The sequence below is a fragment of the Urbifossiella limnaea genome (genome assembly GCF_007747215.1).
In the GTDB taxonomy this organism is placed as follows: Bacteria; Planctomycetota; Planctomycetia; order Gemmatales; family Gemmataceae; genus Urbifossiella; species Urbifossiella limnaea.
The window spans coordinates 5506648-5523136 of record NZ_CP036273.1; the positions used below are offsets into that span (position 1 = coordinate 5506648).

Genomic DNA, 16489 nt, shown 5'->3' on the forward strand with positions numbered 1-16489 from the left:
CTCCTGCCCCTTCCGCGAACCCGCGGCTACAATTCCCTGTCGTACCCTCATTCTTGCCGCCCGCCCCCGGACGCCATGCCCACGCCGCTCGACCTGTACACGGCCGACCACAAGACGCTGCTCGCCGCCACCGCGGCCGCCGCCGGCATCGATGACCCCGTCGCCGTGCAACTCGACGCCTACTTCCACCCGGTGCTGACGAAGGCCACCCGCGGGCCGATCGTTCCGGTGAACGGCGTCCTCGTCCGCGACTGGGACCGCGACCACACGAAGACGTGGCCGGGCATCAAGTTCGGCGCCCGCGTCTACACCCTCGGCGGCGTCCGCTTCGCCCGCTGCTGCTGCACCTTCCACTCCGACCTGTACGACTACGCCTACGACTTCGTGGCCGTGGACCGCAAGGACTACCTCAAGCTGTTCCGCCTCGCGGTGCAGGCGAAGCGCGAGGCGGCCAAGCCGGGGCTGCCGCCGGTGCTGCCGCCGGATCACCTTGAAACGCTCCGGCAGAACACCCTCGGCTACCTGGACCGCACGAACCTCCGACGCATCAAGGAACTCGGCGGCCGGGCCAAGCGCGGCCTGCTTCTGACCGGCCCGCCGGGCAACGGGAAAACGAGCGCCTGCCGCTGGCTGTGGCAGGAGTGCGTGCGGCTGCGCTACGAGTACAAGATGGTGACGCCCGACGCCTACCGCGCCGCCCGCAGTTCGAGCAACCCGGTGCAGGCGGTGAAGGAACTGTTCACCGTGGACCGCCGCGGGCTGGTGTTCTTCGACGACATGGACATCGCCCTGCGCGACCGCAACACCGTCCACGAGACGGACGACCAGGCGGTGTTCCTGAGCGCGCTCGACGGCATCGAGGTGAACGAGGGCGTGGCCTACGTGTTCACCACGAACTGCTCGCTCGACCTGATCGACCCGGCGTTCAAGCGGCCAGGGCGGATCGACCTGGTGCTCCACTTCCACGCCCCGGACCCGGGCCTGCGGCGGGCGCTCATCGCCCGCTGGCACGCCGACGTACTGGCCGGCATTGACGTGGACGCGGCGGTGCGCGAGACGGCCGGGTACAGCTTCGCCGAGGTGGAGGAGCTCAAGAACCTTCTCATCCTGAACTTCATCGAGGGGAACGGGTGGGACTGGGCGTGGGCGACGCAGCAGTTCGCCCTCAACCGCCAGGAATTGGCCAACCGGGCGTCGTCGCGGCACGTCGGGTTCGGCGTCGCGGAGGCGGCCCGGAACGGATTCTGACGGCGGCCCGGCCCCCATCTGTCACGGTTTATTCACGCCGCCGCCGGCCCCCCGGGCTATCCTAACTGCTGTCCCCGGCGCGGCGCCGGGCTCCGGGGTTTCCCGCTTATGTCCTCGCCGTTCAACGGCTTCCTCGCGCGCCTCCGGCCGCGGCACTACGGCCGCCGGCCGCCGCTCGTCCTGCTCAACGGCCTCGCCGAGCAGGCCGAGTCGTGGTACCGCAACCGCGAGTTCTGGAGCCGCTACTTCGAGGTGCTCGCCCCCAACATCCTGGCCTACGAGGGCGACACCCTCCACCACCGCATCCGGACCCGGGAACCCATCACCGTCGAGTACCTCGTCTGCGAGCTGCACACGTACCTGACGCGGTTCGTCGAGACGCCGCCGTACCACCTCGTGGCCAGCAGCCTCGGCGGCAAGGTGGCCGTCGAGTTCGCCGTGAGGTACCCGGATCTCGTGGACCGCATCGTACTCCTGTGCCCGTCCGGGATGGGCGACGAGGAGAAGCTCCCCATCATGGAAGGCCTCGGCGGCCGCGGCGCCGACGCCATGGTGAAGAGCGTCTTCTACAACCCCCGGAAGTGCGCCGACTACGACGTGCTGGAGTACTACCAGGCCAAGTTCGACTCCCGCCGGTGGAAGCTCGGGTTCGTCAAGGCCGTCCGCGGCACCCTGGAGCACACCGTCCGCGACAAGCTGAAGGACGTGGCCGCGCCGACACTGCTGGTGACCGGCGAGGAGGACAAGGTGTGCGACCCGGCGGTGGCGCGGGACGCGGCGAAGGAGTTGCCCAGCGGGCTGTTCCTGGCGCTGCCGAAGTGCGGCCACGCCCCGCAGATCGAGAAGGCGTGGAAGGTGAACCGCCTCGTCGCCCACTTCCTCACCAGCGCCGACCCGACGACCACGCCGTCGTGGTCGACGCTGTTCCTGACCAAGCCCCCCCGCCCGCGAGCGAAGTGATGCCCCCGACCGACGCCCCCGCCGGCCCGGACTGGTGGCTGATGCTCCGCGCCTTCTGGCGGCGCGGCCGGCAGGTGGCGTCGTTCGCCCCCAGCTCCCGCGCCATGGCCCGCGCTATGCTCCGCGGCATCGACTTCGAGAGCACCCGGTGCGTCGTCGAGCTCGGCGCCGGCACCGGCCCCGTCACCGCGGAGGTGGCCGCGCGGTTGCGGCCGGGGACGACGTTCGTGGCGGTCGAGCTCGACCCGGTGCTGTGCGCCCGGCTGAAGGCCCGCTTCCCGCACCTGGACGTGGTTCAGGCCGACGCGGCCCGCCTCGACGAGTTGCTCGCCGGGCGCGGCGTCCGGCAGGTCGATCACGTACTCAGCGGCCTGCCGCTCCCGTCGTTCCCCGCGGCGGAACGCGATTCTCTGCTGGCGGCGGCGGCGCGGGTGCTGAGCCCGGCCGGTACGTTCCGCCAACTCACCGTGATGCCGTGGGTCTATTACCCACTCTACCGCCGCTCGTTCGACGACGTGCGGTTCCACTTCGTGGCCGCGAACCTGCCGCCCGGCGGGGTGTACGTGTGCCGCGGCTACCGCGGGGGCGCCGGAAGTACTTGATGCCGCGCACGTCGTTCCTGGCCCCGCTCGCCGACAGCCGCCTCGTCCGCCGCGCCGCCGACGCCGGATTCGTCCGCTACGCGCACGCGCGCGCCGCGTACCTCGACCGGGTCGACGCCGGCCGGCTCCAGCGCGCCACGCTGATGAGCCTCGTCCGCCGCGCCCGCGACACCCGCTTCGGCCGCGACCACGACTTCGGCCGCATCACGTCCGTCGCCGACTTCCAGGCCCGCGTCCCCGTCCGCGGCTACGAGTTCTTCTGGGACACGTACTGGAAGCCCACCTTCCCCCGGCTCGACGACGTGACGTGGCCGGGCCGGCTGCCCTACTACGCACTGTCCAGCGGCACCACGAGCGGCGCCACGAAGTACGTGCCGGTGTCGCGCGAGATGCTGGCCAGCAACCGCAAGGCGGCGCGCACGACCGCCGCGCTGTTCCGACACTCGCGCCCCGAGGCGCGGACGCTGACGGGGAAGATTTTCTTCCTCGGCGGCACCACCGACCTGCGCCCGCTGAGCGACGGCAGCCGGGCCGGCGACCTGAGCGGCATCGCCTTCCGCGAGGTCACCGACGTGGTGCGCCCCTACGTGTTCCCGCCGCCGCCGCTCGCCGCCCTCACCGACTGGGACGAGAAGCTCACCCGCGCCGCGGCGTTGTCCGTCCGCGAGCGGATCACCACGGTCAGCGGCGTGCCGGCGTGGCTGCTGACGCTCTTCGACCGGGTGAAGGAGGCGACCGGCGCCAGCACCGTCGCGGAGGCGTGGCCGGCCCTGCGGCTCGTCGTCCACGGCGGCACGAGTTTCGACCCGTACCGCGCCCTGTTCCGCCGCGAGATCGGCGACGACCGCGTAAGCTTCTGCGAGGTTTACGCCTGCTCGGAGGGCTTCGTCGCCGCCGAGGACCCGCGCCACGGCCTGCTGCGGGTCGTGCCCGATCACGACGTGTTCTTCGAGTTCGTGCCGGTGGACCAGCTCGCGCAGCCGTACCCGGAGCGGCACACGCTGGCGACGGTGGAGCCCGGCGTGCCGTACGCGGTGGTGCTGACGACGTGCGCCGGCCTGTGGGCGTACCTGCTCGGCGACACGGTGGCGTTCGAGAGCCGCAACCCGCCCCTGCTCCGCTTCACGGGGCGCACCAAGTTCTTCCTGTCGGCGTTCGGCGAGCACCTGATCCAGGAGGAGGTGGAGCGGGCGGTCGCGGCGGCGGCGCGGGCGGCGGCGGCGGACGTGCCGGAGTACCACGTCGGCCCCGAGTTCCCGCCCGACCCGCGGACGCCCGGCCGGCACCTGTACCTGGTCGAGTTCGCCGGCGCGGCGGCCGACGCGGCCCGGTTCGCGGCCGACATCGACGCCGAACTGTCCAGGCTGAACGAGGACTACGCGGCGCACCGGGCCGGCGACCTGACGATGCGGGTGCCGCGGGTGGCGGCCGTGCGGCGCGGCGGGTTCGCGGCGTGGATGAAGTCCCGCGGCGCGTTCGGCGGCCAGCACAAGGTGCCGCGGATGGACAACACCGGGGCGCGGACCGCGGAGCTGGCGGAGTGGTTCGCGCGGGAGGGGTGGCTCCTCTGACGCCACACGCGGCGCGGGAAGCGGTTGCAATCCGACGCCGGATCCGCTCCAATACCAACACCCACCCCGAGCCCTCTCCCGCCTCATGCTCACCCTACTCACCCCCGACCGCGACCCGCTATCCCGCCGCGCCTGGCTCCGCGCCGGCGCCGTCGGCCTCGGCGGCCTCGCGCTCCCGCAGTTGGCCGCCGCCCGCCCCGCCGGCCGCGCCAAGTCCGTCATCGTGTTCGGCCTCCTCGGCGGCCCGTCGCAGCACGACACTTGGGACCCAAAGCCCGACGCCCCCGCCGAGGTCCGCGGGCCGTTCGGCAGCATCGCCACCCGCACGCCCGGCCTTCGCGTCGGCGAGTTGATGCCGCTCACGGCACAGCTCACCGACAAGCTCGCCGTGCTGCGGGCCGTGGCCACCGACGACAACGCCCACTCGTCGAGCGGCTACCAGATGCTGACCGGCGTGCCGCACCAGCCGCCGAGCCAGGAGAACGCCACCCCGCGGGCGCCGAACAACGCCCCGAGCCTCGGCAGCATCGTCCGCTACCTGCGGCCGGCGCCGGGCAAGCTCCCCGCGGCGGTCACGCTGCCGGAACACATGTGGAACGACGGCGGCTTCACGTGGCCCGGCCAGGACGCCGGGCTGCTCGGCCGGAAGCACGACCCGTGGCTTGTGCCGTGTGACCCGAGCAACGCCCGCTTCAAGATCGACTCGCTGGCCGCGCCGGACGAAGTGCCCGCGGCCCGGTTGCGCGACCGCCGCGGACTACTCGGCGGTCTCGACCGCTTCCCGACCGGGGCGGAGTCCGAGTCGTACGACGCGGGCGTGCGGAAGGCGTTCGAATTGGTGGCGAGCGGGGCGGCGCGCGAGGCGTTCGATCTGAACCGCGAGCCGGCGAAGCTCCGCGAGCGGTACGGGAACTCGCGGTTTGCCCAGAGCTGCCTGCTGGCCCGGCGGCTGGTCGAGGCCGGCGTGTCGCTGGTGCAGGTGAACTGGACGCGGATCGCCAACCTGCCGAACCAGGGCGGCTGGGACACGCACGCGAAGCACAACGACGCCGCGAAGGACTTCCTGATGCCGATGATGGACCGCGCCTTCTCGGCGCTCGTGTCCGACCTGGAGGTGCGCGGCCTGCTCGACGAGACGCTGGTCGTGTGGTTCGGGGAGTTCGGCCGGACGCCGCGGTTCAACGGCAACGCCGGCCGCGACCACTGGGGGCACGTGTTCTCGCTGGCGCTGGCCGGCGGCGGCGTCCGCGGCGGCGTGGTGTACGGCGCGAGCGACAAGCACGGCGCCCGCCCGGCCGACGGCCGCGTGGCGCCGCGCGACCTGATCGCCACCGTGCTTCACCTGCTGGGGCTCCCGCCCGAAGCGGAGCTGCGCGACACCGAGGGGCGGCCGTTCCCGGCGAGCCGCGGCGAGGTGATCCGCGCCGTCGTCTAAAAGCCGTAGTACCACGGCGGGGGCGCCGGCGCCTCGAAGGTGAGCGACTCGTCGCCCGCCGGCCGCACCGGGGCCGGCTCCGCCGGCGGCAGCGGCTCGCCGACCGCGCCGGTCGCGTTGCCGTCGTCCGGTGGCGGTTGCTCCGGGTAGGTCGTGGACGTACCCGGGTCGTAGGGCCCGGCCGGGTCGCTCACCTCGCGCACGCCGGCCCAGTAATTCGTGGCCCCGGGCGAGGCGCTGATCGTCACCGTATACACCCCCGGGGCCAGGTACACGGCCCTGTTCGTCGCCCCCTCACGGTCCCGCACCAGCGTCAGCACCACCTTCCCCGCCGCGTCTCGGACGGTCAGCGTCGCCCCGCCGGTCGCCGCGCCGTCGGCCGCGGTCGACACCAGAACGAACTCGAACAGCCGGGCGTTGTTCACGGTCAGCCCGGTCGCCGCGGCCGGCGCGGCGGTGGTGAGTCGGCCCGCCGCCAGCCGCGAGTAGCGGACCTCGACCGGCGGATGGAAGTCGGCGGTCAGGCGGTAGCGGCCGGTGGCGTCCGCGCCGGCCGGGTTCGACACGCGGACGTAGAACGCCCCGCCGCGGGGCACCTGCGTCACCTGAATCGTCAGCACGCCGCCCGAACTGGCGAGGACCTGGAACGGCACCGATCGGCCGGCGGCGTCGAGTACGGCCAGTTCCGGGTGCGCCTTCCCGTCGAGGTTCGTGACCGAGACCACCATCGCCCGCGGGGCCGCGTTCGTGGTCGGCGGCACGCGGACGGTGTAGACGTCCACGTCGGCCGATGAATCCACGTTGGCGTCGGCCGCGAACCCGTCCGCCCCGGCGCCCCGGCCGTCCAGGGCGGCGGCGCCCCGCGGCGTGTTGTCGATCAGCCTCTCGGCCACCTGCGGGGGCAGCGTCAGTCCGCTCGTGCGGGCCACACTCACCTCGTAGCCGCCGACGGCGAACACGTCTCCGGTGGCGCCGGTCACCGTCACAAAGCAGCCGAGTTTGACGAGCGACTGCGGCACGTCCAGAGTCACGTCCTGCCCGGGGCCGGTGGCGGTGCCGGCCGCCACGAGCCGACCCCAGCGGTCGGTGATTTCCACCCGCGCCGCCAGCAGGCTGACGCCGGAGGTCCTCACCCGCACCTCCAGTTGCCCGAGCTGCGACGCGTTCAGGAGCGAGTACACGTCGGTGTCGCCGGGACCGATGTCGGCGGTGAGGCGGTCGGAGCCGAGCACGGCGTCCACCGGCGTGGCCGTGAGGCGGCTACCGTTCCCGCCGACGCGCTCGTGGGCGTCCGGCTGCCGCGCCCCGTAGTACGAGCGGACGGCGTCGATGTCGGCGGCGCTCAGGCCGGTTTTGGGGCCGGTGTAGTTTTCCGACATGGCCGAGGTCGGGTCGTTCGAGTGCTCCATCCCGAAGACGTGGCCGGCCTCGTGCAGTGCCACCGTGAAGACGTCGGCGGCGGTAGGCGTGGCGACCGCGGCGAAGCGGGCGCGGGTGTTGAACAGCACGTCGCCGGACCACGTGCCGATGCTCCAGTCGAAGGCCGAGGCGTTGGCCAGCGAGTCGTCGGACAGCGGCACGGCGCCGACCCGCACATCCCCGAAGCGGAAGTCGCCCTGGGCCGGGCCGGGGGTGCCGAACGCCTGCCCGCCGTCGGCGACGAGGGCGACGTTGGCGGGGATTTGCACGGCCCACGTCTGGAAGGCGCGGAGCACCTCGCGCTGCCAGACGGCGGCGGGGACGCCGGCGAACGCGGTGGCGGTGTCGGACGCGGCTTCGCCGACGCGGGTCCCGTCGGCGGCGAAGCTGAGGGTGAGGGTTCCCGGGTCCGGCCACGGCGAGCCGAGGGCGGCCGGCGCCGTGCGGTCCTCCAGGGCTTCGATCCGGAGCGGCATCGGGGGAATCCTCACGCGGGGTCAGGGGCGCGGCGCCGGCCGCGGCCCCGTCGTCGTCGCCAGCAGCCGCTGGAACTCGGCGTCGCCGCGGAGCGCAGCCAGGTCGGGGTCCGCCTCGACGTACTGCTGGCCGAACCCGGCCCGCAGCGCCGCCGCCAGCAGCCGCAGCGCCTCGGGCTTGTCCGCAGGGTGTGTCGCGGTCGTCAGGGCGTACACGCACGCCACCTGGTAGAGGTTCGGGCCGCGGGTGTCGAGCAGGAGTGCCGCCTTCGCGTCCTGCACCGCCGCGTCGCGCCTCCCGCCGCGGGCCAGCAGCACGGCCCGGCCGGCCCGCGCCCGCACGTAGTCGGGGTGGAAGCCGACCGCCCGGTCCATCACCACGAGGGCGTCGGCCGGGCGGTTCAGGTGCTCGGCGAGCAGGTGCGCCTTCAACTGCAGCGCCGGCGCCGAGGTCGGGTTCAGCTTCAGCGCCGCGTCGGCGTCGGTCAGGGCGCCGGCCGCGTCACGGGCCTTCCGCACCTCGCCGCGGGCCACCCAGCTCAGTTCGTCAGCGGGCGTCAACGTCAGGCCGGCGGCGCGGTCGGCGGCGGCGCCGGCCGTGTCGCCGAGCCGGTCGCGCACGGCCGCGCGGAGGAAGTGGACGCGGACCGGGCTCACGCCCGCGGCCAGCGCCGCGGTCAGGTCGTCGTGTGCGCCCTTCAGGTCGCCGGCGGCGTCGCGGAGGCCGGCGCGGAGAACGTACACCTCGCCGCGGGTCGGGGCGAGATCCAGGGCCCGGTCGTAGTCGGCGCGGGCGGCGGGGAACTGGCGGACGCGGGCAAGCGCCACGCCGCGGTTCTGCCACGCCGGGGCGAAGTCGGGCCGCAGGGCCACGCACGCCGCGAAGCACACCGCGGCCAGCTCGTTCTGCTCCAGCGCCAGGTGCGCGGTGCCGCGGACGAACCACGCCGACAGGTTCGACGGGTCCTGCCGGGTCGCCTCGGTGAGGTGCGGGATCGCGTCCCGGTGCCGGCCGCCGCGGGCCAGCTGCGCCCCGAACAAGAAGCGGTCGCGGGCCGAACCCGGTTCCGGGGGCGCCTCGACTGGAAGGGGGCTGCCGCGGAGAGCGAGGAGGGCCGCGCGTTGCTCGCGGACCGCGCGCGGCAGCCGGTCACCGGCGAACCGCTCGGCCCGCTCGTTCCACGCGGCCGCGCGGTCGAGTTCGAGCCCGCGCTCGGTCGCGTCCGCCACCGCGCCTGCCTTCAGCAGCGCCACCTGGGCCATGAGGTAGAACGTTTCGCCTACGTCCTGCCGGAGACGCTCGCCGTCGGCGGCGGGAAGCGACCTCACCGCCGGCGATGACAACCAGTTGTCATCGCCGGCGGCGTCGTACCGGTCGAGCACGCCGCGGAGGCGGCTCAGCCCGTCGTCCAGCGCCGGCCACGAGCGCTGCCGGTCGTCGAGGAACAGCTGCGCATCGCGGAAGGCGATGTCGTGCTCGGCCAGCCGGCCGCGGGCCTCCAGCGCGCGGCTTCGGTCGCGCGCCACGCCGGCCGCCGCGAGCCCGCCGCCGAGTAGCAGGAGTGCCACGCCCGCGACGGCCCCGGCCGAGGCGAGTCGCGGCCAGCGGCGGGCGAACTTTCGCACCCGCTCGCCGGCCGACGGGTTCGCCGCGTGCCGCAGCGGGCGGTGGGCCAGGTGCCGGCGGATGTCGTCACCCAGGTCCGCGGCCGTCTGGTAGCGGTCGGCCGGCTCCGGGGCCAGGCACGTCCGCACCAGCGACTCCACGGCCGGCGACACGGCCGGGTTGAACGGCCGCAGCGCCGGCGCCGGCCCGCGGCGGTCGGCGGCGCTTTCCAGCAACACGTCGGCGGAATCGCCGAGGCGCATGGGGAACGGGTGGCGACCGGTCAGGAGCTCGTAGAGGATCACGCCGAGGGAATAAATGTCGCAGCGGGCGTCGAGGTTGAGCCGGCCGAGGCGGTAGTCGTCGATGTGCTCGGGGGCCATGTACGGTACGGTGCCGCCGACGACCGGCGCGACGCCGAGGCCGCGCCGCTTGGTGTCCTCGGCCAGGCCGAAGTCGAGGAGCATGGCCCGGCCGTCGTCGGACAGCAGCACGTTCGCCGGCTTCAGGTCGCGGTGGAGGATGCCGCGGGCGTGGGCGTGGGCCAGGCCGTCGGCCAGCTCGCCGGCCAGTATCAGCACGGCGTCGGGATACGGCAGCTCGCTCACCCGCTCCCAGCCGAGCGTCGGCTCCGGCGTGCCGACCCCGGAAGGGGGTGCCGTTGCGACTTCCAGAGCCGTGCCGCCGCGGCGGGCGACCGTCGATTGCAGCTCCCTCCCGGACCGCGGCAACGACGCCCGGTTGCGCACCGTGCGGACGACCTCGACCAGGGTGGTGCGACCGAGGTACGGCATGCACACCGCCTGGAACGGCCCGGCCTGGTGGAACGAATAAATCGGCACGATGTTCTGGTGCTGCAACTGCGCCAGCGCCCGCGTCTCGCCGGCGGCGTCGAGCGTCACCTTGAGCGCGACCTGGCGGCCCGCCAGGTCCGCCTGCCGGGCCAGGTACACGCGGCCGTAGCCGCCGCGGCCGATTTCTTCTTCCAGCTGGAAGCCGAGGAACTCGCCGCCCGCGCGGAGGAGTGCCGCAGCGGTATCGGCGAGTTGGGCCGTGGCGCGGTCGAACGCGTCGAGCCGGCCGGCGCCGGCGAGAAGTACCGCGGGGATGGCGACCGACGACGGCGCGACCGGCAGCGGCGTGTCGATGAGGTTGGTGTCGGGCAGGTCGTCGTGGTCGGACGCACGGCGTTTGGCGCGCCGATCGGCCGACGGGGGCGGCGGTTGGGTCGTGCTCATGTACGCGCCGGCGGGCGGATGAGGGGTCACGCCGACGGGTTGCGGGGGCGAAGTGAGAGGGCGACGACCGGCGGGCGAGGCGGTCCGACTCGTCTGAACCCTACAACACGAATGCGGGCTGTGCCGGTTGTAGGAGGAAATTCGGGGATCGGTGTTCGCCGGGACGCCCGAACGACGGTGCGGACCGCTTCTGACGGGTGACAGGGGCTCTCGGGCGGCGCTGCTGCACCCGAAAACGTTGTAGGATAACGGGTTCTGTCCAGTTCTTGGATTCAACCCGCCGTCGCACTGACGGTGTGACAGGTTCCCGCGACTGGTGTGTGGCGCGGCGGGAGAATCATTTCCGCTCCCGCAGCGCCACCGCCGCCTCGCCGAGGGCCCGCCCGATGCCCAGCATCGTCCGTGGGCTGCCAAGGTAGTGGTAGGGGTAGTCGCTGCCGACGCGGTTCCACGCCTCCAGGTTCTCGCGCCAGCCCCTGCGGTAAATCGCGTCGGCTTCCGCGTCCCAGTGCGCGTCCGTCTTCACCAGGACGGCGTTGCCGCGGAACTCGTCCTTGGCAATCCCCGCCTGCTGGGCCGCCTTGAAGCGCTTGACGCCGTCGTTGGCCTTGTCGCCGTCCACGCCCATCTCGCCGACCACGACCGGCAGCTTTGGCGCACCCAAATCCTTCCGCACGTCGCGGATCAGGTGACCGAGGTTCGTCGCGTACTCGGCCGTCGCCTCCGCCGAGATCATGTCGTTCCACCCCTGGAACCAGATGAAACCCGCCAGCTCCGTCTTCTTGCCCGCCAGCTGCGGGAAGTGGGCGGCCACGTCCTTCACCGTGCTGCGGTACTCGTCCAGCATCGCCCGGTAGCTCGCGCCGAACGGCGCCGTCACGTCCGCCTCGGTGGCGTCGGCCTTGCGCTTCTTCAGGTCGGCGAGCATCTTGTCGAGCGCCTCGCGCGGCGGCATTCCGGCCGACGGGGGGCGGAAGTCGCGGTACAGGCTCTTGCCGCCCCACGCCGCCTTGATGAGGAGCACCGGCTGCGGGTAGCGGTCGCCGAGCACCTGGCCGAAGCCCAGCTCCGGGCCGATGCACTTCGGGGCGCCGTAGCCCGCCGTCAGCTTCCCCTTCCGCATCAGGAACTTCACGAGCACGTCGTCGCGCTCGGCCCAGGCCGAGCCGTGGCGGAACGGCGCCCACAAGTCGCGAGTGGCCGGCTGTGCGGCCTGGAAGTCCATCACGCTCACCTTCGCGTGCCCCTCCATGTTCGACTGACCGGCCAGGAGGAACACGAGCACAGGCGGTTCCTGCGCCCGCGCGGCGGCGGGCGCGGCAAGGAGGGCAAGCACGGCAAAGAAGCGCGGCATGGCGGACTCGTGGGCGGGGGGAAGACGCGCTCACTGTCGGGGACCGGGGAAGGCCCGTCAAGCGCCGAATCGGCCCGAACTTCAGTCGTTTTCGCTTGACCAGCCGAAATCCTGCGGCTATGGCCGGCCCGCTTTCGCACACACTCTCGACGCGGGGACCGATCACCCCGTGCCCCCGGCCCACCGGCCGGGGCGGTTCGCGGCCGGCGTCGGGGGACGCCGGCCGGGCCGCGACGGGGTTCCTCGGGGAGGGGAAGGAGGCCATGGTGTTCCAGGCTACGAAGACGGGCTGGAGGCGGTTCGCGGCCCGGCTGCTACTAGTCCCGGCGCTGGCCGGGGGCGCCGCCGCACTGGCCACCGCCCAGCCGCCCCGCCCCGGCGCACAAATGCCGGCCGCCGGGGGCGACCCGAAGTCCATGCTCAAGGACGCCCGCAAGGCGCTGTCCGAGGGCCGGTTCAACGACGCCCGCGACCTCGCCCAGCGGGCCGAGGCCAGCAACCCGACCGGCAAGTGGGGCCTGTTCGACGACACGCCCAACTCGCTGCGCCGCGACATCGAGAGCGCCCAGGCCAAGGCCAAGTCGGCCGAGGTCGAGAACCTGACGAAGCAGGCCAAGGCGGTGGCCACCCGGCCGGCCGCCAACGACGGCGAGAAGGCCCGCAACCTCGACCAGGCGCTCCAGCTGGCCCGCCGCGCCGACCAACTCCACGGCCCGAGCTACGGGGTCCTGGAGTTTGGCGACCGGCCCGACCGCATGGTGAAGGAGTTCGAGTCGGCCCGCGCCAAGCTCGGCCCGGTGACCACCCTGCCGGCGATGGCCACGAACAAGGCCGCGCCGACGAGCCCGACGGCGATGGCCACGAACAAGGCCGCGTCGCCGAACCCGACGGCGATGGCCACGAACAAGGCCGCGCCGCCGAGCCCGACGGCGATGGCCACGAACAAGGCCGCGCCGACGAGCCCGGTCCGGCCGGCCGTCGGCACGAACACGCCCGGCGCGCCGAGTGGCGTGATGCCGGCCGCCGGCACCGGTCGACCCGTCGCCCCGGTCATGCCGACCGCGGTGAACCCGCCGCCGACGCCGAAGGCACCTGCCATGCCCGTCGCCGGGCCGCTCAGCCCGATGAGCCCGGCGGCCCCGGTGGCCGCCGCGCCGGCCGCCGACGCCAAGAAGGCCACCGCCCAGCGGCTGATGACCGAGGGCAAGCGGCTCGCCGACGGCGGCGACTTCGGCGGCGCCCACGCCAAGTACGTCGAGGCCGTCCGCGTCGGGGCCGAGTTCGCCGCCAGCGAGCCGAACCCCGGCCTGGCGCTGCAAGACCTGAACGTCCGCGGCGCGGCCGCCATCGACCGCCTCGTCCGCGAGGCGGCCGCCAAGACCGCCGCCCGCGACTTCCCGCGCGCCGAGGCCGCCCTCGACGCGGCCGGCGAGATCGCGTCGGCCCTGAGCCTGTTCGCCCGCCCGATCGACGAGGCCCGCACCGCGCTGCGGACGGCGTCGAACGGTTCGTCCGGCAACCCGACGCCGGGTGTCGTCACCCCGGCCGGCGGCCCCGAGACGCTGGTCAAGGCGCCGGAGCCGACCACCGGTTCCGTCACCGGCCGCCAGCTGATCGACCAGGCCACGCTGGCGTTCCGGCAGGGCGACTTCGAGGCCGCCCGCCGCATCGCGCTGCAGGCGCACAACGTCGGCGGCGTCCAGGCCGAGGCCCGCGGGCTGCTCAACCAGATCGACACGGAGGTGTTCGCCGCCAAGCAGCGGACCGCCGCCCGGTCGCTGGAGGCCGCCGCCGGCGCCGCCAACAACAAGGACCACGGCCACGCCCTCGGCGTGCTCGTGCTCATCGACCCGAACCTCCTCCCGGCCGACGGCAAGGCCCGCCGCCAGGAGCTGATCGACAACTGCAAGGCGGCGCTGGAGAAGACCGGCGGCGTCGTGACCGTCGGCGGTCAGACGGGCGACATGCCGCCGGTGGCGCCGCCGAGCACGACCCCGCCGACGGGTAGCGCCCCCGGCGTGGCGCGGATCGGGCCGGACGCCACGAAGGGCGGCGACCTCGTCAACCAGGCCGACGCCATGCGGAAGGTGGCGGCGGACAAGCTGCGGTCCGAAGGGCTGAAGGTGCAGACCGACGCGCAGGCCGCGTTCGGCCGCGGCGAGACCGACCTCGCCATCCAGATGCTGACCGACTACGCGAACCGCGTCCGGGGGGAGAACCTCGACGCCGGTCGCACCGCGCTGCTGCTGCGGCCGGTGGACGCCCGGCTGGAGATGTTCCGCGTCATGCGGGGGCAGACGGAAGCCCTCGCCCGGGAGAACAACACCCGCCGCGAGGCCCGCGAACTGGTGACCGGCCGCGGCGCCGCCGAGGAGCAGCGGAAGGCCGAGGTGCAGCGGCTCGTGCGGCAGTACCACACCCTCGTGCAGCGGAGCGACTTCGCCGCCGCCGAGCGCGTCGCCCTGCAGGCCAAGCAGCTGGAGCCGGACGACCCCGGCGTCGCCGCCCTGGCCCACATGGCGAAGATGACCCGCCGCGTGCGGGAGGCCGAGGAGATCAAGAGCAACAAGGAGGCGTTCGTCCTCAACGGGCTGAACGCGGCCGAGAAGCAGGGGCCGCTGGTGGACGTGGACAACCCCGTCTCCGTGCGGATCGACTCGGTGCTGAAGTCGCGGAAGCGCGGCACGCTGGACGAGTCGTACCTGCGGACGCGCTCGCCGGCCGAGTACGAGATCGAGACGAAGCTCGAGCGGCAGGTGTCGATCGACTTCGTGCAGACGCCGCTGTCGGAGGCGGTGGAGGGCGTGCGGGCGCTGACCGGGCTGCCGGTGTCGTGGGACACCGACTCGATCAGCAAGGCGGGCATCAGCCTGGCCGTCCCGGTGAGCCAGTCGGTGGCCTCGATCTCGGCGAAGAACGCGCTGAGCATCATCCTCGACGGGGCCAAGCTGGCGTACGTCATCGAGTACGACACGGTCCGCATCACCACCGCCGACAAGGTGAAGGGCCGGCTGTACACGAAGGTGTACGCGGTGGCCGACCTGGTCACCCCGATCCCGAACTTCGCCCTGCCGGACTACGCCGACTTCGGCAAGATGCTGAACAAGAACCCGTTCAACTCGGGGAACGTGGTCATGCCGGGGCTGAACGCCCCGCAGGGCCCGGCGAACGTCCGCGGCGGGCTCCAGGGCGGCAACCCGGTCAGCGGGTCGCAGGCCACCATGCCCGGCATCGCCGGCGGCCAGGTGATCGGGAACGAGCGCGGCACCCTGCAGAACGAGTCGCTCGGCTCGGCCGGGTACGCCGCCACCGGGACCACCCGCGAGGAGCAGCTGATCAAGCTCCTCCGGTCGCTCGTCCGCCCCGGCAGCTGGGACGGCCCGACCGGCGGCAACGGCAAGGTCGAGTACTTCGACATCGGGCACGCGCTGGTCGTGAACCAGACGGCCGACGTGATCCGCGAGATCGACGACCTGCTGCGGTCGCTGCGGCAGCTGCAAGACCTCGCGGTGGCGGTCGAGATCCGGATCATCTCGCTGTCGGAGACGTGGTTCGAGCGGATGGGCGTGGACTTCTCCATGAACGTGAAGACCCACAACACCCGGTTCGAGCCGTCGCTGACGACGAACCAGTTCCGGCCGGAGCCGTTCATCAACGACATCAACAGCCGCGGGGCGACCGTGGGGCTGACCCCGGCCGGGAGCTTCACCCCCGACCTGGACGTGCCGCTGCGGGCGACCAGCTTCAACTACGCCATCCCCGGGTTCGGGAACTACCCGAACAACCCCGGGGCGAACGGCGGCGTGAGCCTGGGGCTGGCGTTCCTGAACGACATCCAGGTGTACATGTTCATGGAGGCCGCCCAGGGCGACCGCCGGGTGAACGTGATGCAGGCCCCGAAGATCACGCTGTTCAACGGGCAGACGGCGAACCTGGCCGTGCAGGACACGCAGTTCGTGGTGACGAACGTGGCCGTCTACTCCGTCAACGGCCAGATCGTGTTCGTGCCGCAGAACAACATCCTGCCGGCGAACCCGGTGCAGGACCCGACCGGGCAGATCGGCCTGGCGAACGTGGCCATCTCGGTGCAGGCGGTGGTGTCGGCGGACCGCCGGTTCGTCCGGCTGAACCTGCCGATCACCATGGTCGCGCAGTCCGGGGCGACCATCCCGCTGTTCCCGTTCACGACGTTCGTGACCCCGATCTTCGAGGGCGGCAGCCAGGGCCAGCCGATCCCGTTCACGCAGTTCCTGCAGCAGCCGGCGTTCACCACCCTGGCCGTGCAGACGACGGTGGTGTGCCCGGACGGCGGCACGGTGCTGCTCGGCGGGCTGAAGACGCTGGGCGAGAGCCGGAACGAGTTCGGCCCGCCGTTCCTGAGCAAGATCCCGTACCTGAACCGGCTGTTCAAGAACGTCGGCATCGGGCGTGAGACGCGGCACATCATGATCATGGTGACGCCGCGGATCATCATCAACGCCGAGGAGGAGTACAACCAGACCGAGGGCGGCGGCCCGCTGGGCAACCGCTAACGGATGGTTGAGCGAAACGCGGACGCCCGGGGTGAACCCCCGGGCGTT

The 16489-nt window shown here is 72.9% G+C and carries 9 protein-coding genes; 6 read left to right on the plus strand and 3 right to left on the minus strand.

Features of this window, described 5'->3' with window-relative positions; all coding sequences use genetic code 11:
- Window positions 1–75 precede the first annotated feature (75 nt).
- The 5 genes from ETAA1_RS22470 (at window position 76) to ETAA1_RS22490 (ending at window position 5816) form a co-directional block, all read left to right on the plus strand.
- The gene (locus tag ETAA1_RS22470; protein ID WP_145242480.1) at window positions 76–1248 is read left to right on the plus strand and encodes an AAA family ATPase; all 1173 of its coding nucleotides are present in this window, start codon (window positions 76–78) and stop codon (window positions 1246–1248) included.
- Window positions 1249–1356: 108 nt separating this feature from the next.
- Window positions 1357–2208: an alpha/beta fold hydrolase gene (locus tag ETAA1_RS22475; protein ID WP_145242482.1), complete on the plus strand. Its 852-nt coding sequence runs from the start codon at window positions 1357–1359 to the stop codon at window positions 2206–2208.
- Window positions 2208–2810: a class I SAM-dependent methyltransferase gene (locus ETAA1_RS22480; protein WP_145242484.1), complete on the plus strand. Its 603-nt coding sequence runs from the start codon at window positions 2208–2210 to the stop codon at window positions 2808–2810. Before ETAA1_RS22475 ends, ETAA1_RS22480 begins: the two co-directional genes overlap by 1 nt.
- Window positions 2810–4381: a GH3 family domain-containing protein gene (locus ETAA1_RS22485; RefSeq protein WP_145242486.1), complete on the plus strand. Its 1572-nt coding sequence runs from the start codon at window positions 2810–2812 to the stop codon at window positions 4379–4381. Before ETAA1_RS22480 ends, ETAA1_RS22485 begins: the two co-directional genes overlap by 1 nt.
- Before the next feature lie 85 nt (window positions 4382–4466).
- Window positions 4467–5816, plus strand: a complete 1350-nt coding sequence (locus tag ETAA1_RS22490; protein ID WP_145242488.1) for a DUF1501 domain-containing protein — start codon at window positions 4467–4469, stop codon at window positions 5814–5816.
- On the opposite strand, the gene ETAA1_RS22495 is transcribed toward ETAA1_RS22490, so the two are convergent.
- From ETAA1_RS22495 to ETAA1_RS22505, 3 genes are all read right to left on the minus strand, one after another.
- Complete coding sequence (locus ETAA1_RS22495; protein ID WP_145242490.1) at window positions 5813–7711, minus strand: matrixin family metalloprotease; 1899 nt, start codon at window positions 7709–7711, stop codon at window positions 5813–5815. The two genes, ETAA1_RS22490 and ETAA1_RS22495, sit on opposite strands and share 4 nt — an antisense overlap.
- A gap of 21 nt (window positions 7712–7732) precedes the next feature.
- Window positions 7733–10555, minus strand: a complete 2823-nt coding sequence (locus tag ETAA1_RS22500; protein ID WP_145242492.1) for a serine/threonine-protein kinase — start codon at window positions 10553–10555, stop codon at window positions 7733–7735.
- Between the two features lie 337 nt (window positions 10556–10892).
- Window positions 10893–11909, minus strand: coding sequence for a sialate O-acetylesterase (locus ETAA1_RS22505; RefSeq protein WP_145242494.1), 1017 nt, complete (start codon window positions 11907–11909; stop codon window positions 10893–10895).
- A 263-nt stretch (window positions 11910–12172) separates the two neighbouring features.
- Here ETAA1_RS22505 and ETAA1_RS22510 point away from each other — a divergent pair, with 263 nt between their 5' ends.
- Complete coding sequence (locus ETAA1_RS22510) at window positions 12173–16441, plus strand: hypothetical protein (RefSeq protein WP_145242496.1); 4269 nt, start codon at window positions 12173–12175, stop codon at window positions 16439–16441.
- The last annotated feature ends 48 nt before the right edge of the window (window positions 16442–16489 follow it).

What these genes read in the sequence shown, in the direction of transcription:
- ETAA1_RS22490 (WP_145242488.1), top strand. Translation starts at nt 4,467, where the DNA reads ATGCTCACCCTACTCACCCCCGACCGCGACCCGCTATCCCGCCGCGCC.
- ETAA1_RS22470 (WP_145242480.1), top strand. Translation starts at nt 76, where the DNA reads ATGCCCACGCCGCTCGACCTGTACACGGCCGACCACAAGACGCTGCTC.
- ETAA1_RS22500 (WP_145242492.1), bottom strand. Translation starts at nt 10,555, where the DNA reads ATGAGCACGACCCAACCGCCGCCCCCGTCGGCCGATCGGCGCGCCAAA.
- ETAA1_RS22495 (WP_145242490.1), bottom strand. Translation starts at nt 7,711, where the DNA reads ATGCCGCTCCGGATCGAAGCCCTGGAGGACCGCACGGCGCCGGCCGCC.
- ETAA1_RS22505 (WP_145242494.1), bottom strand. Translation starts at nt 11,909, where the DNA reads ATGCCGCGCTTCTTTGCCGTGCTTGCCCTCCTTGCCGCGCCCGCCGCC.
- ETAA1_RS22510 (WP_145242496.1), top strand. Translation starts at nt 12,173, where the DNA reads ATGGTGTTCCAGGCTACGAAGACGGGCTGGAGGCGGTTCGCGGCCCGG.
- ETAA1_RS22485 (WP_145242486.1), top strand. Translation starts at nt 2,810, where the DNA reads ATGCCGCGCACGTCGTTCCTGGCCCCGCTCGCCGACAGCCGCCTCGTC.
- ETAA1_RS22475 (WP_145242482.1), top strand. Translation starts at nt 1,357, where the DNA reads ATGTCCTCGCCGTTCAACGGCTTCCTCGCGCGCCTCCGGCCGCGGCAC.
- ETAA1_RS22480 (WP_145242484.1), top strand. Translation starts at nt 2,208, where the DNA reads ATGCCCCCGACCGACGCCCCCGCCGGCCCGGACTGGTGGCTGATGCTC.